Origin of the sequence: uncultured Streptococcus sp., from assembly GCF_963521255.1 — a bacterium.
GTDB lineage: Bacteria > Bacillota > Bacilli > Lactobacillales > Streptococcaceae > Streptococcus.
The window spans coordinates 145,858-166,828 of record NZ_CAUQTU010000002.1; the positions used below are offsets into that span (position 1 = coordinate 145,858).

Below are 20,971 nucleotides of genomic sequence, written 5' to 3' on the forward strand. Positions count from 1 at the left end.
ACGATGAAAGAAAATTTAAAAGTTAATATTCTATGGTTACTCCTTTTGTTAGCTGGCTATGGCTTGATTAGTGTACTGGTTTCAGTCGGAGTACTCAATCTATTCTATGTACAGATTTTACAACAAATTGGAATTAATATTATTCTAGCTGTGGGTCTTAACCTAATCGTTGGTTTTTCAGGACAATTTTCACTTGGGCATGCTGGTTTCATGGCGATTGGTGCTTATGCCGCTGCTATTATTGGATCTAAATCACCAACCTACGGTGCCTTCTTTGGAGCTATGATTTTAGGTGCTTTGCTTTCAGGAGCAGTTGCCTTGCTTGTCGGAATTCCAACCCTGCGCTTGAAGGGTGACTACTTAGCTGTTGCTACACTAGGTGTTTCTGAAATTATCCGTATCTTTATCATCAATGGTGGAAGCCTTACAAACGGTGCGGCAGGTATCTTGGGGATTCCAAACTTTACAACTTGGCAAATGGTATACTTCTTTGTCGTGATTACAACCATTGCAACCTTGAACTTCTTGCGTAGCCCAATTGGTCGTTCAACCCTCTCCGTTCGTGAGGATGAAATCGCTGCTGAGTCAGTTGGGGTTAATACGACGAAAATTAAAATTATCGCCTTCGTCTTTGGTGCTATTACTGCAAGTATTGCAGGGTCACTTCAGGCAGGATTTATCGGTTCAGTTGTACCGAAAGATTACACTTTTATCAACTCAATCAACGTTTTGATCATTGTTGTATTTGGTGGACTTGGTTCCATTACAGGTGCCATTGTTTCAGCTATAGTTCTGGGAATTTTGAATATGCTTCTCCAAGATGTTGCTAGCGTGCGTATGATTATTTACGCTTTGGCCTTGGTATTGGTAATGATTTTCAGACCAGGTGGACTCCTTGGAACATGGGAATTGAGCCTATCACGATTCTTTAAAAAATCTAAGAAGGAGGAACAAAACTAATGGCATTACTTGAAGTAAAACAGTTAACCAAACATTTTGGCGGTCTAACAGCTGTTGGAGATGTGACTCTTGAATTGAATGAAGGAGAACTGGTTGGACTAATCGGTCCAAATGGAGCTGGGAAAACGACCCTTTTCAACCTCTTGACGGGTGTTTATGAGCCAAGTGAGGGAACAGTAACCTTAGATGGTCACCTTTTGAATGGAAAGTCACCTTATAAGATTGCTTCTTTGGGACTTGGACGTACATTCCAAAATATCCGTCTCTTTAAAGATTTAACAGTTTTGGACAATGTTTTGATTGCCTTTGGCAACCATCACAAACAACATGTTTTTGCTAGTTTCTTACGCTTACCAGCTTTTTACAAGAGTGAAAAAGAATTAAAGGCTAAAGCATTGAAATTGTTGAAAATCTTTGATTTAGATGGGGATGCAGAAACGCTTGCTAAAAACCTTGCCTACGGACAGCAACGTCGTTTGGAAATTGTTCGTGCCCTTGCTACGGAACCTAAAATTCTCTTTTTAGATGAACCAGCAGCAGGTATGAACCCACAGGAAACAGCGGAATTGACTGAGTTAATTCGTCGTATCAAAGATGAATTTAAAATTACAATCATGTTGATTGAACACGATATGAATCTGGTCATGGAAGTAACAGAACGTATCTACGTACTTGAATACGGTCGTTTGATTGCTCAAGGAACTCCAGACGAAATTAAGACCAATAAACGCGTTATCGAAGCTTATCTAGGAGGTGAAGCCTAATGTCGATGTTAAAAGTTGATAATCTTTCTGTACATTACGGTATGATCCAAGCAGTCCGTGATGTAAGCTTTGAAGTGAATGAAGGAGAAGTCGTTTCCCTTATCGGTGCCAATGGTGCAGGTAAGACAACTATTCTCCGTACCTTGTCTGGTTTGGTTAGACCAAGTTCTGGAAAGATTGAATTTTTAGGTCAAGAAATCCAAAAAATGCCGGCTCAGAAAATCGTAGCAGGTGGCCTTTCACAAGTTCCAGAAGGACGCCACGTTTTCCCTGGCTTGACAGTTATGGAAAATCTTGAAATGGGAGCTTTCTTAAAGAAAAATCGTGAAGAAAATCAAGCTAATTTGAAGAAAGTTTTCTCACGCTTTCCTCGTCTTGAAGAACGGAAGAACCAGGATGCAGCCACTCTTTCAGGAGGGGAACAACAAATGCTTGCCATGGGACGAGCTCTTATGTCAACCCCAAAACTTCTTCTTTTAGATGAACCATCAATGGGACTTGCCCCAATCTTTATCCAAGAAATTTTTGATATCATTCAAGATATCCAGAAACAAGGAACGACCGTCCTCTTGATTGAACAAAATGCCAATAAAGCGCTCGCAATCTCTGACCGAGGCTATGTACTGGAAACAGGAAAAATCGTCCTATCAGGAACAGGAAAAGAACTAGCCTCATCAGAAGAAGTCAGAAAAGCATATCTAGGTGGCTAAAAAGGTCCGGGGGACCTTTTTAGTCGTCGGATGAAGATTGCGAAGCAATCATCAAATCCAGTGGATTGTTTTAGTCGGTGGATGAGGATTACGAAGTAATCATCATTATAGCCCAGTGGACCTTTTTAGTCGGCATATTTAGATTGCAAACAAATCTTCATCTACATTAAAAGGTTAATTTCTAATAATTGAAAAAATCGAATGAAAGGTATCTTACCTTCATTCATAGAGCTCGATTTTAGAGCTCTTTTTGCTAGCTTATTCATACTTTTCTGAATTTTGAAAAAGAAATGTAAGCGTTTGATAGATTTACAAAAAGATTGTATAATAGGGATAAGAATAGAAAAGGAGAAGTCTCATGGCAGTTAAAGATTTTATGACCCGCAAGGTAGTGTATATTAGTCCAGATACAACAGTATCTCATGCAGCAGATTTGATGAGAGAGCAAGGATTGCACCGTTTGCCTGTTATCGAAAATGATCAATTGGTTGGTTTGGTGACTGAGGGAACCATTGCCCAAGCTAGTCCATCCAAGGCAACAAGTCTTTCTATCTATGAGATGAATTATCTTCTAAATAAGACAAAAGTAAAAGATGTCATGATCCGCGATGTTGTCACTGTTTCAGGCTATGCCAGTCTAGAGGATGCAACTTATTTGATGTTGAAAAACAAGATTGGTATTCTTCCTGTCGTAGATAATCATCAAGTATACGGAGTTATTACGGACCGTGACGTTTTCCAAGCCTTTCTTGAAATTGCTGGTTATGGAGAAGAAGGAATTCGTGTGCGCTTTGTTACGGAAAATGAAATCGGCGTTCTTGGTAAGATTGTTTCTTTGATTGTAGAAGAAAATTTGAATATCTCCCATACCGTCAATATTCCACGTAAGGATGGTAAGGTGATTATCGAAGTGCAAATCGATGGCTCAGTTGATTTGCCAGCCTTAAAGCAAAAATTTGAATCTGAAAATATTCAAGTAGAAGAGATTAGTCGCACTTCTGCGAAAGTTCTATAAGAAGGGAAGCCGAAAGGCTTCTTTTTCATGAAAAGGGGGTTAGAGCAAAAGATGGAAAGAAATGAGAGAATATGGTATAATAAAACGATACAAAAAAGGAGTATTTATGGACATTTCAGAAATTCGTCAGAAAATTGACGCAAATCGTGAAAAATTAGCTTCTTTCAGGGGGTCTCTTTGACCTCGAAGGCTTAGAGGAAGAGATTGCCATCTTAGAAAACAAGATGACAGAACCTGATTTTTGGAACGATAATATCGCGGCCCAAAAAACGTCGCAAGAATTAAATGAATTAAAAAACACCTATAACACTTTCCACAAAATGGAAGAGTTGCAGGATGAAGTTGAAATTTTATTGGACTTTTTAGCTGAAGATGAGTCTGTGCATGAAGAATTGGTAACGCAGTTAGCCGAACTTGATAAGATGATGGCTAGTTACGAGATGACCCTTCTCTTGTCAGAACCTTATGACCATAATAATGCCATCTTGGAAATCCATCCAGGATCTGGTGGTACAGAGGCGCAGGACTGGGGTGATATGTTGCTTCGTATGTATACTCGTTATGGTAATGCTAAAGGCTTTAAAGTAGAAGTCTTGGATTATCAAGCAGGTGATGAGGCTGGTATCAAGTCAGTAACTTTATCATTTGAAGGACCTAACGCCTATGGCCTTCTCAAGTCGGAAATGGGTGTGCACCGTCTGGTGCGAATCTCGCCATTTGATTCTGCCAAACGTCGCCATACCTCTTTTACATCTGTAGAAGTGATGCCTGAGTTGGATGATACCATCGAAGTGGAAATCCGTGAAGATGACATCAAGATGGACACCTTCCGTTCAGGTGGAGCTGGTGGACAAAACGTCAATAAAGTTTCAACAGGTGTACGTTTAACACACATTCCTACGGGAACTGTCGTCCAGTCAACGGTCGATCGTACCCAATATGGAAATAGAGATCGTGCTATGAAGATGTTACAGGCCAAACTCTATCAAATGGAGCAAGAAAAGAAAGCCGCGGAAGTCGATTCCCTCAAGGGTGAGAAAAAAGAAATCACATGGGGAAGCCAAATCCGTTCTTATGTTTTCACACCATATACTATGGTAAAAGATCACCGAACTAGCTTTGAAGTTGCACAAGTAGATAAGGTTATGGATGGAGATCTAGATGGTTTTATCGATGCCTATCTCAAGTGGCGCATCAGCTAAGATAGAAAGGAACTCACATGTCAATTATTGAAATGAGAGATGTCGTCAAAAAATACGACAACGGAACGACTGCCCTACGTGGTGTTTCGGTAAGCGTTCAACCGGGAGAATTTGCTTACATTGTAGGACCTTCAGGAGCAGGGAAGTCAACCTTCATTCGTTCTCTGTATCGTGAAGTAAAAATCGATAAAGGAAGTCTTTCAGTTGCTGGTTTTAATCTGGTTAAGATTAAAAAGAAAGATGTCCCACTTCTACGTCGTAGTGTTGGGGTTGTCTTCCAAGATTATAAACTGTTACCAAAGAAAACCGTTTATGAAAATATTGCTTATGCAATGGAAGTTATTGGTGAGAGTCACCGTAATATCAAAAAACGGGTGATGGAAGTTTTAGACTTGGTTGGATTGAAGCATAAGGTTCGTTCTTTCCCAAATGAACTTTCAGGGGGAGAACAACAGCGGATTGCAATTGCGCGTGCTATTGTAAACAATCCAAAAGTATTGATAGCCGATGAACCAACAGGAAACTTGGATCCAGATAATTCATGGGAAATCATGAATTTATTGGAACGCATCAATCTCCAAGGTACAACTGTCTTGATGGCTACCCACAACAGTCAGATTGTAAATACCTTGCGCCACCGTGTCATTGCCATTGAAAATGGCCGTGTCGTTCGTGACGAAGCTAAAGGAGAATATGGATACGATGATTAGTAGATTTTTTCGTCATTTATTTGAATCATTAAAAAGTTTGAAACGAAATGGCTGGATGACAGTAGCAGCTGTCAGTTCGGTTATGATTACTTTGACACTTGTTGCTTTGTTTGCATCTGTTATTTTCAATACAGCGAAACTAGCTACAGATATTGAAAATAATGTCCGAGTAATGGTATACATTCGTAAGGATGTAGCTGATAATAGTGAGACTATTGAAAAAGAAGGTCAAACTGTTACAAATAACGACTACCATAAGGTATATGATGCTTTGAAAGGTATGTCAACCGTTAAAAGTGTTACTTTTTCAAGTAAGGAAGAACAATATGAAAAATTAACTGAGACAATGGGGGACAACTGGAAAATCTTTGATGGTGACGCCAATCCTCTCTATGATGCATATATTGTAGATACTAACACACCAAGTGATGTAAAGACAGTAGCGGAAGAGGCTAAGAAAATTGAAGGTGTATCAGAAGTTCAAGATGGTGGTGCTAATACAGAACGCTTGTTTAAGTTAGCCTCATTTATTCGTGTCTGGGGACTAGTTATTGCGGGCCTCTTGATTTTCATAGCAGTCTTCTTGATTTCTAATACCATTCGTATTACAATTATTTCCCGCAGTCGAGAAATTCAAATTATGCGCTTGGTTGGGGCTAAGAATAGCTATATCAGAGGACCATTCCTACTTGAAGGGGCTTTCATCGGATTACTTGGAGCAACCCTTCCATCGGTTTTAGTACTAGTTGTTTATCAAATGGTTTACCAATCGGTTAATAAGTCATTAGTAGGTCAAAACCTTTCTATGATTTCACCAGAAGTATTCAGTCCACTGATGATTGCCTTATTGTTTGTCATTGGAATTTTTATCGGTTCAATTGGATCAGGAATTTCAATGCGACGTTTCTTAAAGGTTTGATAGCACATCGTCAAAATATTATTATAATAATACAAATATAAAAAAAGGAAGTATAAAAACTTTCTTTTTTTCTTAATTTTTTTAATAAAAGCCTTTACAAAAAAATTTAAAGTGGTATAATGAATACATAGTTAAGTGCAAACGTTTTCGTAAAACGTTTGCCTAAATAAAAATAAAGGAGATTTGAATGATGAAAGATACATTCAAAAATGTCTTGTCTTTCGAATTTTGGCAAAAATTCGGTAAGGCTTTGATGGTGGTTATCGCGGTTATGCCGGCTGCTGGTTTGATGATTTCAATCGGTAAGTCTATCGTGATGATTAACCCAACCTTTGCACCACTCGTTATTACTGGTGGTGTACTAGAGCAAATCGGTTGGGGAGTTATAGTTAACCTTCATATCTTGTTCGCCCTCGCTATTGGAGGAAGCTGGGCTAAGGAACGCGCTGGTGGTGCGTTTGCGGCAGGTCTTGCCTTTATCCTAATCAATCGTATCACTGGTACAATCTTTGGTGTATCAGGCGATATGTTGAAAAATCCAGATGCTATGGTCACAACTCTCTTTGGTGGTTCAATCAAAGTTGCTGATTACTTCATTAGTGTTATGGAAGCCCCAGCACTTAACATGGGTGTCTTCGTAGGGATTATTTCTGGTTTTATTGGAGCAACTGCTTACAATAAATACTATAACTTCCGTAAGCTTCCTGATGCACTTTCATTCTTTAACGGAAAACGTTTTGTACCGTTTGTAGTTATTCTTCGTTCAATAATTGCTGCAATTGTACTTTCAGCTTTCTGGCCACTTGTGCAAACTGGTATCAATAGCTTTGGTATCTGGATTGCTAACTCACAAGAAACTGCTCCAATCCTTGCACCATTCTTGTATGGTACATTGGAACGTTTGCTCTTGCCATTTGGTCTTCACCACATGTTGACTATCCCAATGAACTACACAGCTCTTGGTGGTACTTATGAAGTCTTAACTGGTGCAGCAAAAGGTAGCCAAGTATTTGGTCAAGATCCACTTTGGCTTGCATGGGTAACAGACCTTGTAAACCTTAAAGGTACTGATGCTACTCAATATCAACACTTGTTAGATACAGTACATCCAGCTCGTTTCAAAGTTGGACAAATGATCGGTTCATTCGGTATCTTGATGGGTGTCATCGTTGCTATCTACCGTAATGTCGATGCTGACAAGAAACATAAATACAAAGGTATGATGATTGCGACAGCTCTCGCAACATTCTTGACAGGGGTTACTGAACCAATCGAATACATGTTCATGTTCGTCGCAACACCTATGTATCTTGTTTACTCACTTGTTCAAGGTGCTGCCTTCGCTATGGCTGACGTCGTGAACCTACGCATGCACTCATTTGGTTCAATCGAGTTCTTAACTCGTACACCTATTGCGATTAGTGCTGGTATCGGTATGGATATCGTTAACTTTATTTGGGTAACAGTTCTCTTTGCCGTAATCATGTACTTTATCGCAAACTTCATGATTCAAAAATTCAACTATGCAACTCCAGGACGTAACGGAAACTACGAAACTGCTGAAGGTTCAGAAGAAGCTAGCAGCGAAGTGAAAGTTGCAGCAGGTTCTCAAGCTGTAAACATTATCAACCTTCTTGGTGGACGTGCAAACATCGTTGATGTTGATGCATGTATGACTCGTCTTCGTGTAACTGTTAAAGATGCTGACAAAGTCGGTGATGCAGAACAATGGAAAGCAGAAGGAGCTATGGGTCTTGTCATGAAAGGACAAGGAGTTCAAGCTATCTACGGTCCAAAAGCAGACGTATTGAAATCTGATATCCAAGATATCCTTGATTCAGGTGAAATCATTCCTGAAACTCTTCCAAGTCAAATGACAGAAGCGCAACAAAATACTGTTCAATTCAAAGGTCTTACTGAGGAAGTTTACTCAGTAGCAGACGGTCAAGTTATTGCTTTGGAACAAGTAAAAGATCCAGTATTTGCGCAAAAAATGATGGGTGACGGATTTGCTGTAGAACCTGCAAATGGAAACATTGTATCTCCAGTTTCAGGTACTGTATCAAGCATCTTCCCTACAAAACATGCTCTTGGTCTTGTGACTGAAGCAGGTCTTGAAGTACTTGTTCACATTGGTTTGGACACAGTAAGTCTTGAAGGAAAACCATTTACAGTTCATGTAACTGAAGGACAAAAAGTTGTAGCAGGTGATCTTCTTGTTACAGCTGACTTGGATGCTATCCGTGCAGCAGATCGTGAAACTTCAACAGTGGTTGTCTTCACAAATGCTGAAGCTATTAAATCAGTTAAATTAGAACAAACAGGTTCTCTTGCAGCTAAAACAGCAGTTGCTAAAGTAGAATTGTAATATACTTGAGGTTGGAAGCTGTTTTCCAACCTCTTGTTTTAGGAGAAAAGCATGAAATTTTTAACACTCAATACTCATAGCTGGATGGAAAAAGAAGCCGAGGAAAAATTCCAGCTTTTGCTTGAAGATATTCTTGATAAAGACTATGATTTGATTTGTTTCCAAGAAATCAATCAGGAGATTACCTCGCCTAAGGTAGAGGTTAATGACCTTTATCAAGCTTTGCCAGCAGCTGAGCCTATTCACCAAGACCATTATGTTAGACTTTTGGTTGAAAAGTTGTCAGAGCAAGGGAAAGATTACTACTGGACTTGGGCCTATAACCATATCGGTTATGATCGTTACCATGAAGGTGTGGCTATCTTGTCTAAAACACCTATTGAAGCCAGAGAAATTTTGGTTTCAGATGTGGATGATCCAACAGACTATCATACACGCCGTGTTGCCTTGGCTGAAACTGTAGTTGATGGTAAGGAGCTTGCAGTTGCCAGTGTCCACCTTTCTTGGTGGGATAAAGGTTTCCAAGAAGAATGGGCACGATTTGAGGCAGTATTGAAAGAATTGGACAAGCCACTTTTGCTAGCTGGAGATTTCAACAACCCAGCTGGTCAGGAAGGTTACCAAGCTATTTTAGCTAGTCCATTAGGCTTACAAGACGCATTTGAAGTTGCTCAAGAGAAAAGTGGTAGCTATACTGTTCCACCTGAAATTGATGGATGGAAAGGGAACACAGAACCCCTTCGAATCGATTATGTCTTTACTACCAAAGAGTTAACGGTGGAAAATTTACATGTCGTATTTGATGGTAACAAGAGTCCACAAGTGAGTGATCACTATGGCTTGAGTGCTATTTTAAGCTGGAAATAATAACTGATACTCTTCGAAAATCTCTTCAAACCACGTCAACGTCGCCTTGCCGTATAGATGTTACTGACTTCGTCAGTTCTATCTGCAACCTCAAAACAGTGTTGTGAGCAACCTGCGGCTAGTTTCCTAGTTTGCTCTTTGATTTTCATTGAGTATGAAAAGAGGGTGGGATTATAAAATTCCAGCCTTTTTCTGACTAGAGAAGCTACTGGAAATAGCTTAAATAAGTGAGGCTACTGAAATGGAATAAAATATGGTATAATTGGTAAGATAGATAGAATCGAGGATATTATGTCATTTACGAAATTTCAATTTAAAAACTATATTAGAGAAGCCTTGGAGGAGTTAAAATTTACAACTCCTACAGAGGTGCAAGATAAGTTGATTCCGATTGTTTTGGCAGGTCGTGACCTGGTCGGTGAGTCAAAAACAGGTTCGGGTAAGACTCACACTTTCTTGTTACCGATTTTCCAGCAATTAGATGAAGCCAGCGATAGTGTTCAAGCAGTCATTACTGCACCGAGCCGTGAATTAGCTACTCAAATTTACCAAGCAGCCCGTCAGATTGCAGCCTACTCAGAGGTGGAAGTTCGTGTGGTTAATTATGTGGGTGGTACAGATAAGGCTCGCCAGATTGAGAAATTGGCAAGCAATCAGCCTCATATTGTTATTGGAACACCTGGCCGTATCTATGACTTAGTTAAGTCTGGTGACCTAGCTATTCACAGGGCTAGGACCTTTGTGGTTGATGAGGCAGATATGACCTTGGATATGGGATTCTTAGAAACTGTTGATAAGATTGCTGGCAGCCTTCCAAAAGACTTGCAATTCATGGTCTTCTCAGCGACTATTCCACAAAAACTGCAACCATTCTTGAAAAAATACTTATCAAATCCTGTTATGGAGAAAATCAAGACCAAAACGGTCATTTCTGATACCATTGATAATTGGTTGATTTCGACCAAGGGACGAGATAAGAATGCTCAAATTTACCAGTTGACTCAGTTGATGCAACCGTATTTGGCAATGATTTTTGTTAACACTAAAACGCGTGCTGATGAATTGCATGCTTACCTGACTGCTCAAGGCTTGAAGGTGGCAAAAATCCATGGGGATATTGCCCCTCGTGAGCGCAAACGTATCATGAATCAAGTGAAAAATCTGGATTTTGAGTATATTGTCGCAACAGATTTGGCAGCGCGTGGAATTGACATTGAAGGTGTCAGCCATGTCATCAATGATGCCATTCCGCAAGACTTATCCTTCTTTGTGCACCGTGTTGGTCGTACTGGACGCAATGGCCTACCAGGTACAGCTATTACCCTTTACCAGCCAAGTGATGACTCGGATATCCGTGAGTTGGAGAAATTAGGAATTAAGTTTACTCCTAAGATGGTAAAAGATGGAGAATTTCAAGATACCTATGACCGTGACCGTCGTGCAAATCGTGAGAAAAAACAAGATAAGCTTGATATCGAAATGATTGGTTTAGTTAAAAAGAAAAAGAAAAAAGTTAAACCGGGTTATAAGAAGAAAATTCAATGGGCGGTTGATGAAAAACGCCGAAAGACCAAGCGCACTGAAAATCGTGCTCGCGGTCGTGCAGAGCGTAAAGCGAAACGCCAAACATTTTAATAGTAATTGTTGGAGTACTGAGCTCCAACTTTTTTATTTATGAAAGCGAAATATCTATATTGAAAGATCACATTAAAGACTGCAAATTGCGTTAAAAAATGATATAATGATGAAGTTATATAGTCCCGATAAGATGGTAGGCATTTATCACTAAGAGTTTTCCTATCAGTACTTTGTAATTCGCAAAGACTGACGTCTTCAAAGTAGTCGCTCGTCATTCTACGGTTGCCGCTATAGGGCGGTTATCCTATGCGCCTTACTAGCTTCAGAAATAAAAAATTATCGTTTTTATTTCTTTCGCGTCGTAACTCTTAGACTATAGAAATACCTATCAGTACTTTGTAACTCTATAACACTATTTTTAAGGGGGGACATTTTTATGTCAGAACGTAAATTATTCACGTCTGAATCTGTATCTGAGGGGCATCCAGATAAGATTGCAGACCAAATTTCAGATGCGATTTTGGATGCTATTTTAGCCAAAGATCCAGAAGCGCACGTTGCTGCTGAGACAGCTGTATACACTGGTTCCGTCCATGTTTTTGGTGAAATATCTACAAATGCCTATGTGGATATTAACCGTGTGGTTCGTGATACCATTGCAGAGATTGGCTACACTAATACAGAATATGGTTTTTCTGCTGAGACAGTGGGAGTCCATCCGTCACTTGTTGAGCAGTCACCAGATATTGCCCAAGGTGTTAACGAAGCCTTGGAGGTTCGTGGAAATGCAGACCAAGATCCATTGGACTTGATTGGAGCTGGAGACCAAGGGCTCATGTTTGGATTTGCAGTGGATGAAACAGAAGAGCTCATGCCATTACCAATTTCACTCAGTCATAAGTTGGTTCGTCGTCTGGCAGAACTTCGTAAGTCTGGGGAAATCAGTTATCTTCGCCCAGATGCAAAATCACAAGTTACAGTTGAGTATGATGAAAATGACCGTCCAGTACGTGTGGATACAGTTGTTATTTCAACTCAGCACGATCCAGAAGTCAGCAACGAACAAATTCACAATGATGTCATTAGCAAGGTTATCAAGGAAGTTATTCCAGCTTCTTACTTGGATGAGCAAACCAAATTCTTCATCAATCCAACTGGTCGCTTTGTAATCGGTGGACCTCAAGGGGATTCAGGTTTGACTGGTCGTAAGATCATCGTGGATACCTATGGTGGCTACTCTCGTCATGGTGGAGGTGCCTTCTCTGGTAAGGATGCGACTAAAGTGGACCGTTCAGCTTCTTATGCGGCTCGCTACATTGCCAAGAACATCGTTGCAGCAGGTTTGGCTAAGAAGGCAGAAGTGCAATTGGCCTATGCCATCGGTGTGGCCCAACCAGTTTCCGTTCGTATCGATACTTTCGGTACAGGAACAGTAGCTGAAAGCAAGCTTGAAAAAGCGGCTCGTCAAATCTTTGACCTTCGCCCTGCAGGGATTATCCAAATGCTGGATCTTAAACGTCCAATTTACCGTCAAACAGCGGCTTATGGACACATGGGACGTACAGATATTGACCTTCCATGGGAACGTTTGGACAAGGTAGATGCTTTGAAAGAAGCAGTCAAATAAAATTTTAAGAGGGGAACTTCCTCTCTTTTTAATATACTGTTTTCTCTAAAATCATTGAAATTATAGCCTGAATTTGATATGATGGTCTTATGGATAAAAGTAGAGCAAATCGTGTTGAATACGATAAAAAGAGAATCGGTTTAATAGCCCTAGTAGCTATCTTTTCAGTAAGTATTTGTGTCCTTGGAACGATGATTGGTTACAAAGTTTATACAAAAAAAAGTTTTGAACAAAAGATTGAATCTCTCAAAAAAGAGAAAGATGATCAATTGAGTGAGGAAAATCAGAAAGATCATTTTCGTAAGGGACAAGCTGAAGTGATTGCCTATTATCCTCTCCAAGGAGAACAAGTGATTTCGTCCGTAAAAGAAATCATGACACAGGATATCAAGAAAAATCTGGAAGACAAAGAAAATCTGGTTTTTTATTATACGGAAAAACAGGATTCGACTTTAAAAGGGATTGTTAACCGAAGTGTGATGAAACAAGTCTATGATTTAACTTGGTCAAAAGTTGAAGAGACTGAAAAAACTAGTCTGGCAAAAGTCCATTTGACAGAAGATGGCAAACTTTTTACACTTGATCAATTATTTTCAGATGCTAGTAAAGCCAAAGAAAAGCTGACAAAAGAACTGACTTCTTTCTTACAGGATAAGAAATTGGAGCAAGAAAAGGTCGATCAGCTTGTTAAAGGCTTCTCTGATCAAGACTTGTCTGCATGGAACTTTGATTATAAGGATAGCCAAATTATTCTTTATCCAAGTCAGGAAGTTGAAAATCTAGATGAGATTGCCTTGCCAGTATCTAGTTTCTTTGAGCTTATTCAGTCCTCATATTTGCTAGATAAGGATGCGGAACTTTATAAAGCTTATTTGGAGAAGAAAAATCGTAAAGTAGTAGCCTTGACTTTTGATGATGGACCAAATCCTGCAACAACAACTCAAGCATTAGATATTCTTTCTAAGTATGGAATTAAGGCTACTTTCTTTGTTTTAGGTAAGAATGTTGCTGGTAATGAAGAGATTTTGAAACGCATGAAATCGGATGGTCATGTCATTGGAAACCATAGTTGGAGCCATCCAGTTCTTTCAAAACTTTCGCTTGATGAAGCCAAAAAACAAATAACTGATACTGAGGCTGCACTAACTAAAGTGTTGGGTTCTAGTTCTAAGCTCATGCGTCCCCCTTATGGAGCCATTACAGACGACATTCGCAATAGCTTAGATTTGAGCTTTATTATGTGGAATGTGGATAGTCTGGATTGGAAGAGTAAAAATGAAGCAGCTATTTTGACAGAAATTCAGCGTCAAGTCAAGAATGGTTCTATTATTCTCATGCATGATATCCATGCTGAGACGGTACATGCTTTACCGAAGGTTATTGACTATTTGAAAGGGCAAGGTTATGACTTTGTAACAGTTCCAGAAATGCTTAATTCACGATTAAAATCACACGAATTATTCTATGACCGTAATCAGTAAGAAGGTTGCTGAAAGACCAGTTCAATAGTAAGTAATTTTTCAATAAAGAAATTTAGTCTTGTATCACTCAAGGCTAATTTTTTTATGTTTAAATCGTATGATATGATTAACATTACAATTTTGTTACAAAATATTTTTTTGATAGAATTTTCTGATAATTTAGTATATAATACTTTTAATTTAAATAAAAAGGAGTGATTTTATGGAAGATTGCAAAGATTTTTGTCATCAAAAGTACCAAATAGCAACGATTTTTCTGCTATCGGTCTTTGTATTCGGATTTACTTTCGCACAGGTTAGTGCCGATGAGGGAAAAATTGAAACATCCAATCAAGTTACACATGCAGTAACAATTAATAAATTAGATGATTCAAATAAGCTCGCACCGCCAGTCACGGCTGACAAGAATGCTCTAGATTCTCCTTCAAAGGAAAAAACAGAAGTGACAGAGTCATTAAAACAAGATGATTCTATAGAATATAGAGATAATAAGTCAGACAAGAATGTAATCACACAGAAAGAAAAGACTGCTATAAAAAGTGAAGAGAAGAAGGAAGAATCAGCAGTAAAAAGCAGTTCTTCTTCCGAAAGTTCACAATCACAGTCCTTATCTCAAAGCAGACATAAAGAAAAGCCAAATAGTATCTCCAGTAATGAAATGATTACTGTTCCTAAAACATGGGAAGAAGGATACAAAGGGGAAGGTACTGTAGTCGCTGTTATAGATTCAGGGCTTGATTTGAATCATGAGGTTCTGCGTATTTCTGATCCGTCAAAGGCGAAATTTAAAAATCAGAATGATATCGAAAAAGCTAAAAAGGCTGCTGGTATTGACTATGGGAAATGGTACAGTGACAAGGTAGTATATGCTTATGATTACTTTGATGGAACAGATAATATAAAAGAGGCTGAAAAAGAGTCTCATGGAATGCACGTTACTGGTATTGTAGCTGGAAATCCAGTTAATAAAGCTCCGAATTCTGAGAAGGTATATGGAGTTGCACCAGAAGCTCAAATAATATTTATGAGAGTTTTTTCAGACAGAGATAAAACTACAGCATCTACCTTTTATGTAAAAGCCATTGATGACGCAGTTGCGTTAGGTGCAGATGTGATCAATATGAGTTTGGGTGCAGGTGCGGGTTCAACGGTAGATGCAGGTTCAGATATTATTGAAGCAGTAAAAAGAGCACGCGCTAAAGGAGTATCTGTTGTTATTGCTGCTGGTAATAGCAATACTTTCGGTAGAGGTTTTTCACAACCATTAGCAGAAAATCCTGATTACGGACTGGTTGGAAATCCCTCTACAGTAGAAGATTCAATTTCTGTTGCTTCGATTAATAATAAAATTCTAACTACTGAAGTCTTTGAAGTAAAAGGTTTAGAAAATGATACTAAACTTGATTATGGTAAGTTTGATTTTAATAGACCTGAAGCAGAAAAAGATTTTGAAAAAGGGAAAGAATACGAATATGTAGCAGCGGGTATTGGTCGTGAAGAAGATTTTGCTAATATTGATGTAAGAGGCAAGTTAGCACTGATTCAACGTGGTAAAATCCATTTCTCTGATAAGATTAAAAATGCTCTTCAACACGGTGCAGCTGGAGTTTTAATTTATAACAACGTTGAAGGTGCAAATGTTAGTATGTCTGTTACAGGTGATGCTAAGAAAATCCCATCTGTCTTTATTTCAAAACATTATGGTGAAATTCTTAAATCTGGTCAGTATAAAATTGTCTTTAATCATAAGATGGATAATCGTAAATCAGATGTTGCAGACCAATTGTCAGATTTTTCAAGTTGGGGAGTTACAACAGATGGACAATTGAAACCAGATGTTACTGCACCTGGTGGGAATATCTATTCATCATTTAATGACAATAGTTATGGAAGTATCAGTGGAACAAGTATGGCGGCTCCTCATATAGCTGGTGTCGCAGCACTAGTCAAAGAATATTTAGCAAAGAAACATCCTGAATTATCAGCTAGTCAAATTTCAGAGATTGTAAAAGCTTTAATTATGTCTACTGCAAAACCACATTTTAATAAACAAACTGGAGCCTATACTTCTCCACGTCAGCAAGGTGCCGGTGTAGTTGACACGATGGCGGCAACCAGCACAGATCTATTTGTAACAGGTACAAATAACTATCCAAGTGTTACTCTTGGCAATGTTGGTGATAAATTTACCTTTGAAGTTACAATTCATAATATTTCTGACAAAGACCAAACATTGAAGATGCTTGTAAATACAAATACGGATGAAGTTAACGAAGGGAAATTCACTCTCCGTCCACGAAAACTAACTGAAACAGTCTGGCCTGAAGTAACTGTGAAAGCTCATAGTACGAAGACGGTAACAGTTAGAGTAGATACAAGTAAGTTTACTGAAGAACTTAGTAAAATAATGCCAAATGGTTATTTTCTAGAAGGATTTGTTAGATTTGTCAATCCTGCAGATGATGGTTCTGTTATTGGTTTACCATTTATGGGATTTAAGGGAGAATTCCAAAATCTACCTGCAATAGAAAAACCAATTTATAATTTGATTCAGGAAGGAAAAAGTGGATTTTACTCTAAAATTGATAAAGATAGTCCAGAAATTTCACCTTCGGACGATGCAACTTATTTAACAAGTTCTGAAAATGATTTAAATGTTTTAAAAGCAGAGCGTCAAGGAAATCGAGTGACTGTACTCGGAGTGAAACAAGATGCCGAAGGAAAATACCATCTTCAATTAGATGAAAAGGGGAACATCCGCCTTGCTATCTCACCAAACGATGATGGTAATAAAGATTCTGTTCAATTTAAAACTCTTGTTTATAGAAACTTGGTAAATCTTCGTGCAACAGTTTATGATTCTTCAGATACAACACATAGTAACCCTATTTGGAAAAGTCGTCCAACAGACCTTGTAAAAAATTATTTTGATGGCGATACTAGAAATCCAAGAAGTTACGTTCTAGATAAAACAGCTTGGGGAGGAAAAGATTCTAACGGAAATCGAGTCTCTGATGGAATTTATGACTATGTTATTAGTTATAAGCCAGATGTCCCTGGAGCTGAAGAACAATACACAACATTTAAAATTCAAATCGATACACAAAAACCTCTGATTACTTCGGGATATATTCGTTCTCAAAAAGATCAAGAACAATTTATAGCTCGTAAACCTCAGGATGTAGGAAATGGGGGAATTCTTTTAGAAAAAGTCTTTTATATTCGTCCTTCTGAAAATAGAGAATCGACAGATTCAGAAATCGAACAGTATCAAATTATCAAACAAAATGAAGATGGTAGTTATACACTTCCTAAGAACATTGATAAATCGAAAATCTTCTATTATGTGGAAGACTTTGCGGGAAATGTAGACTTTATATCTCTAAAAAATCTTGTAGGTGAAGAAAATAGTGGCCGTGTAAAAATTGCTATATTAAATAATAAAACAAAGAGTGAGATTGATACGACTTATGTTTATCGCATTAAAAATAGTGAAGGCCAATATGTAACTGTTGATAAATCAAAAGATATTAATTTCTTGAAATTTGGACATTATGTTGCAGAAATTTTTAGCTATGACCGTACAGAGTTGAAATTTGTGAGTGCCTTATCTAAGGAATTTGATTTAACGAAAGAAAATAGTTTTCAAACTATTACCTTCTTGGCTAACAAAATGAAATATGCCCCAGTAACGGTTGGCTTTAATCAAGCTGTTCCTGGAACTACAACGATTACTTTGGTAGGTGAAGACGGTCAGAGTCAAGTCTTGCCAGCTGAAACATATGGTAAACATTCTTATGGTAAGAAAGTGGTTCCTGGTGAATATAAGGTTCTTGTAAATCTGTCAAACGGTTATGAATTACTTGATAATCTTCAACCATTTAAAGTTCTGTTTGGTCAAAATAATGTTTTGTCACTTTCAGTTGTTTCTAAGTTAGCCTTGATTGCAGCTTTAAATAAACAAATGGAAGTAGTTAAAACTCCAAGATATTATAATACAAAACAGAATTTAAAAGAGATGTTTGACCAAAGTGTCAAAGATGCGCAACTAGCATTGGGAAGTAAACTTAACCAAGATAAAATTGACCAAATTGTTAAGGCTTTAGAGTCTGCTATGCAAACATTGGATGGTAAGGAATCTGATATCACATCATTGAAGAATGCCATTAAAGCATATGCTGAGACAGTTAAAAAAGGTAAATATATAAATTCTGATCAAGAACGCAAAGGTCAATATGATCGTGAATTTAAACTCTTAGCATTATTAATTACAAAAGATTTGATAACTCAAGATGAAATCGATCGTCTATTGACCACTTTCTTGAAAGCACAAGAACAGCTGAATGGGAAAGAAACAGATTTCATGAGCCTAAAAAATGTTATCGTGGATGAAGTGAAGTTCCAAGACAAAGATCCAAGATTTTTGACAGCTAGTAAAGAGGAGAAGGATGCATATAATCTTATTTTCAGCAAAGCTAAGCTACTTTTAGAAAATTCAGAAGCTAGTCAAGAAGAAATTAATGCAGTAATCAATGCTCTAAAAGAGACGACTGTAAAACTGAAGGCTAATAAAGTAGAGATTCCAACCAAACCAGTTGCACCAGTTAAGCCGGTTGATCCAACTAAAGAAGTTGCACCAGTTAATCCAACTAAACCAGTTGTACCAGTTAAGGCAGTTAATCCAGCTAAACAAGTTGCATCGATTAAGCCAGTTTCTCAAGTGCAACCTGTTAAATTAGTAAGTCACAATAGACAAGTCTCAACTATTAAGCCTTCAATTAGCAATGATAAAATTGAGAAAACTCCATCAATTATAGAAGCTAATCATGAGAATAAAACACTAGCTGGAAGTGGTCAACAAGTGCTTTTAGCTACAGTCAACAAAGAAGGAAAACAATTACCAGCCACTGGTGAGAATAACATGATTTCTATTATTCTAAGTATTTCTGGAATTTCTCTTTTATTGTCAGTTATTGGACTTGCATCTTTTTCAAAAAGTGAGTAGAGAATACTATACATCTTTCTATAGTTTTTGATTTACAGTATGTTACAATTCTGATATAATAGTCAGCAGGAAAGAAAGTCTTATGGCGTTCTTCAAGCGAGCTTGGGATAGTGGGAGCCAAGTAGGGCAAAATAAAGAACTGGCGCTTTCTGTAGTATTTTCAAAAACAATGAAGTAATAAATTAGGGTGGAACCGCGTTTCTGACGCCCCTAGTCGCAAGGCTTGGGTGTTGAAATTCGGTTCTTTTTGAATTCGTCTAATGCCTAAGTAGAAAGGAGCATAATGCTTAAAGGATCTTGTTTATGTAAAGCAGTGACCTACACTCTAGATGAGGAATTATCGGAATTAGTTTTTTGTCATTGCTCATTTTGTCGGAAAGCAACTGCGTCTGCCTATACAGTTAATGCTAAAGTTAGCAGTGAAAAGCTAGTATTGCATGGAAAAGAAAAGCTTGTTTCCTATAGTTCTTCTCCAGGAAAACAGCGCTATTACTGCCAGAACTGTCACAGTCAAATTTTCACTACTCAAGAAAATATACCAGAAGTTTGCGCTTTGAAGTTAGGAACAATAGATGAATGCGATCAGAATTTACAAACTGTTCCCAAACGTCATATTTTTCAGGACCCAGCTTTTTCGTGGTTGCTTGATAAATAAATTTAAAAAGATAATATGAATAAAAGGAGAAAACAATGTCTAAAAAATTGACTTTCCAGGAAATCATCCTTACTTTGCAACAATTTTGGAATGACCAAGGTTGTATGCTTATGCAGGCTTATGACAATGAAAAAGGTGCGGGAACCATGAGTCCTTACACTTTCCTTCGAGCTATCGGACCTGAGCCATGGAATGCAGCTTATGTAGAGCCATCACGTCGTCCTGCTGACGGTCGTTACGGAGAAAATCCTAACCGTCTTTACCAACACCACCAATTCCAAGTGGTCATGAAACCTTCTCCATCAAATATACAAGAGCTTTACCTTGAATCTTTGGAAAAATTGGGAATCAATCCTTTGGAACACGATATTCGTTTCGTTGAGGACAACTGGGAAAACCCATCAACTGGTTCAGCTGGTCTTGGTTGGGAAGTTTGGCTTGACGGGATGGAAATCACTCAGTTTACTTATTTCCAACAAGTCGGTGGATTGGCAACTGGCCCTGTGACTGCGGAAGTTACCTATGGTTTGGAGCGTTTGGCTTCTTACATTCAAGAAGTAGACTCTGTCTATGATATCGAGTGGGCTGATGGTGTAAAATACGGAGAAATCTTTATTCAGCCTGAGTATGAGCACTCAAAATATTCATTTGAAATTTCAGATCAAGAAATGTTGCTTGAAAACTTTGACAAGTTTGAAAAAGAGGCTGGTCGTGCCTTGGAAGAAGGATTGGTGCACCCTGCCTATGACTATGTTCTCAAATGTTCACATACCTTTAACCTGCTTGATGCGCGTGGTGCAGTATCTGTAACAGAGCGTGCAGGCTATATCGCTCGTATCCGTAACTTGGCCCGTGTCGTAGCCAAAACCTTTGTCGCAGAACGCAAACGCCTAGGCTACCCACTTTTAGATGAAGAAACACGAGCTAAACTCTTAGCAGAAGACGCAGAATAAAGAGAGTGACAAATTACGAAAATGGGCGAACAGAGTGAGCCCTGAGCCAGTTGCCGCAGTGATGAAGGTATCCTTAGTGAAGCTAAGTATACTAGGCAAAATTGGAGACTTTTGGCTCCAATTTTAGCAATGAAACAACGAAGTTGGTTGCTTGCGT

General features: G+C 38.4%; 15 protein-coding genes. All 15 read left to right on the plus strand.

The annotated features are described in order from the left end of the window. The first annotated feature begins 3 nt into the window (after positions 1 to 3). The 15 genes from RWP09_RS02670 to glyQ all read left to right on the plus strand — a co-directional run bounded on the left by RWP09_RS02670 (position 4) and on the right by glyQ (position 20,814). Entirely contained in the window at positions 4 to 960 is a 957-nt protein-coding gene (locus RWP09_RS02670) for a branched-chain amino acid ABC transporter permease (RefSeq protein WP_314433705.1), read from the plus strand. Then, positions 960 to 1,724, plus strand: a complete 765-nt coding sequence (locus RWP09_RS02675; protein ID WP_001185998.1) for an ABC transporter ATP-binding protein — start codon at positions 960 to 962, stop codon at positions 1,722 to 1,724. Before RWP09_RS02670 ends, RWP09_RS02675 begins: the two co-directional genes overlap by 1 nt. Then, entirely contained in the window at positions 1,724 to 2,434 is a 711-nt protein-coding gene (locus RWP09_RS02680) for an ABC transporter ATP-binding protein (protein WP_000062200.1), read from the plus strand. The genes RWP09_RS02675 and RWP09_RS02680 overlap by 1 nt, the downstream gene beginning before the upstream one ends. A 358-nt stretch (positions 2,435 to 2,792) precedes the next feature. Beyond that, positions 2,793 to 3,449 (plus strand): CBS domain-containing protein, encoded by a 657-nt coding sequence (locus RWP09_RS02685; protein ID WP_314433708.1) that lies wholly within the window; start codon positions 2,793 to 2,795, stop codon positions 3,447 to 3,449. A gap of 106 nt (positions 3,450 to 3,555) precedes the next feature. Continuing rightward, positions 3,556 to 4,651 (plus strand): peptide chain release factor 2 gene (prfB, locus tag RWP09_RS02690; protein WP_314433710.1). Its coding sequence is split into 2 segments (ribosomal slippage): positions 3,556 to 3,627 and positions 3,629 to 4,651, totalling 1,095 coding nucleotides; the frame shifts between segments, so codons are not numbered across the junction. A gap of 17 nt (positions 4,652 to 4,668) precedes the next feature. Then, a complete protein-coding gene (ftsE, locus tag RWP09_RS02695; RefSeq protein WP_314433712.1) occupies positions 4,669 to 5,361 on the plus strand; it encodes a cell division ATP-binding protein FtsE in 693 nt (230 codons plus the stop codon). Continuing rightward, the gene (gene ftsX, locus RWP09_RS02700; RefSeq protein ID WP_314433714.1) at positions 5,354 to 6,280 is read left to right on the plus strand and encodes a permease-like cell division protein FtsX; all 927 of its coding nucleotides are present in this window, start codon (positions 5,354 to 5,356) and stop codon (positions 6,278 to 6,280) included. The genes ftsE and ftsX overlap by 8 nt, the downstream gene beginning before the upstream one ends. A gap of 187 nt (positions 6,281 to 6,467) precedes the next feature. After that, the gene (locus RWP09_RS02705; RefSeq protein ID WP_314433716.1) at positions 6,468 to 8,648 is read left to right on the plus strand and encodes a PTS transporter subunit IIBC; all 2,181 of its coding nucleotides are present in this window, start codon (positions 6,468 to 6,470) and stop codon (positions 8,646 to 8,648) included. Positions 8,649 to 8,699: 51 nt separating this feature from the next. Next, positions 8,700 to 9,515, plus strand: a complete 816-nt coding sequence (locus RWP09_RS02710) for an endonuclease/exonuclease/phosphatase family protein (RefSeq protein WP_314433719.1) — start codon at positions 8,700 to 8,702, stop codon at positions 9,513 to 9,515. Between the two features lie 291 nt (positions 9,516 to 9,806). Beyond that, the gene (locus RWP09_RS02715) at positions 9,807 to 11,150 is read left to right on the plus strand and encodes a DEAD/DEAH box helicase (protein ID WP_314433721.1); all 1,344 of its coding nucleotides are present in this window, start codon (positions 9,807 to 9,809) and stop codon (positions 11,148 to 11,150) included. Positions 11,151 to 11,529: 379 nt separating this feature from the next. Next, complete coding sequence (gene metK, locus RWP09_RS02720) at positions 11,530 to 12,720, plus strand: methionine adenosyltransferase (RefSeq protein ID WP_101784868.1); 1,191 nt, start codon at positions 11,530 to 11,532, stop codon at positions 12,718 to 12,720. An 89-nt stretch (positions 12,721 to 12,809) separates the two neighbouring features. Then, positions 12,810 to 14,201, plus strand: coding sequence for a peptidoglycan-N-acetylglucosamine deacetylase PgdA (gene pgdA, locus RWP09_RS02725; RefSeq protein ID WP_314433724.1), 1,392 nt, complete (start codon positions 12,810 to 12,812; stop codon positions 14,199 to 14,201). 202 nt (positions 14,202 to 14,403) lie between these two features. Continuing rightward, positions 14,404 to 19,206 carry a S8 family serine peptidase gene (locus RWP09_RS02730; protein ID WP_314433726.1) on the plus strand — a complete coding sequence of 1,601 codons (4,803 nt, stop codon included), beginning with the start codon at positions 14,404 to 14,406 and terminating at the stop codon, positions 19,204 to 19,206. A 283-nt stretch (positions 19,207 to 19,489) separates the two neighbouring features. After that, complete coding sequence (locus tag RWP09_RS02735) at positions 19,490 to 19,861, plus strand: GFA family protein (RefSeq protein ID WP_314433729.1); 372 nt, start codon at positions 19,490 to 19,492, stop codon at positions 19,859 to 19,861. A 35-nt stretch (positions 19,862 to 19,896) separates the two neighbouring features. Continuing rightward, complete coding sequence (gene glyQ / locus RWP09_RS02740) at positions 19,897 to 20,814, plus strand: glycine--tRNA ligase subunit alpha (protein ID WP_000038736.1); 918 nt, start codon at positions 19,897 to 19,899, stop codon at positions 20,812 to 20,814. Positions 20,815 to 20,971 lie beyond the last annotated feature (157 nt).

What these genes read in the sequence shown, in the direction of transcription:
- RWP09_RS02670 (WP_314433705.1), top strand. Translation starts at nt 4, where the DNA reads ATGAAAGAAAATTTAAAAGTTAATATTCTATGGTTACTCCTTTTGTTA.
- RWP09_RS02675 (WP_001185998.1), top strand. Translation starts at nt 960, where the DNA reads ATGGCATTACTTGAAGTAAAACAGTTAACCAAACATTTTGGCGGTCTA.
- RWP09_RS02680 (WP_000062200.1), top strand. Translation starts at nt 1,724, where the DNA reads ATGTCGATGTTAAAAGTTGATAATCTTTCTGTACATTACGGTATGATC.
- RWP09_RS02685 (WP_314433708.1), top strand. Translation starts at nt 2,793, where the DNA reads ATGGCAGTTAAAGATTTTATGACCCGCAAGGTAGTGTATATTAGTCCA.
- ftsE (WP_314433712.1), top strand. Translation starts at nt 4,669, where the DNA reads ATGTCAATTATTGAAATGAGAGATGTCGTCAAAAAATACGACAACGGA.
- ftsX (WP_314433714.1), top strand. Translation starts at nt 5,354, where the DNA reads ATGATTAGTAGATTTTTTCGTCATTTATTTGAATCATTAAAAAGTTTG.
- RWP09_RS02705 (WP_314433716.1), top strand. Translation starts at nt 6,468, where the DNA reads ATGATGAAAGATACATTCAAAAATGTCTTGTCTTTCGAATTTTGGCAA.
- RWP09_RS02710 (WP_314433719.1), top strand. Translation starts at nt 8,700, where the DNA reads ATGAAATTTTTAACACTCAATACTCATAGCTGGATGGAAAAAGAAGCC.
- RWP09_RS02715 (WP_314433721.1), top strand. Translation starts at nt 9,807, where the DNA reads ATGTCATTTACGAAATTTCAATTTAAAAACTATATTAGAGAAGCCTTG.
- metK (WP_101784868.1), top strand. Translation starts at nt 11,530, where the DNA reads ATGTCAGAACGTAAATTATTCACGTCTGAATCTGTATCTGAGGGGCAT.
- pgdA (WP_314433724.1), top strand. Translation starts at nt 12,810, where the DNA reads ATGGATAAAAGTAGAGCAAATCGTGTTGAATACGATAAAAAGAGAATC.
- RWP09_RS02730 (WP_314433726.1), top strand. Translation starts at nt 14,404, where the DNA reads ATGGAAGATTGCAAAGATTTTTGTCATCAAAAGTACCAAATAGCAACG.
- RWP09_RS02735 (WP_314433729.1), top strand. Translation starts at nt 19,490, where the DNA reads ATGCTTAAAGGATCTTGTTTATGTAAAGCAGTGACCTACACTCTAGAT.
- glyQ (WP_000038736.1), top strand. Translation starts at nt 19,897, where the DNA reads ATGTCTAAAAAATTGACTTTCCAGGAAATCATCCTTACTTTGCAACAA.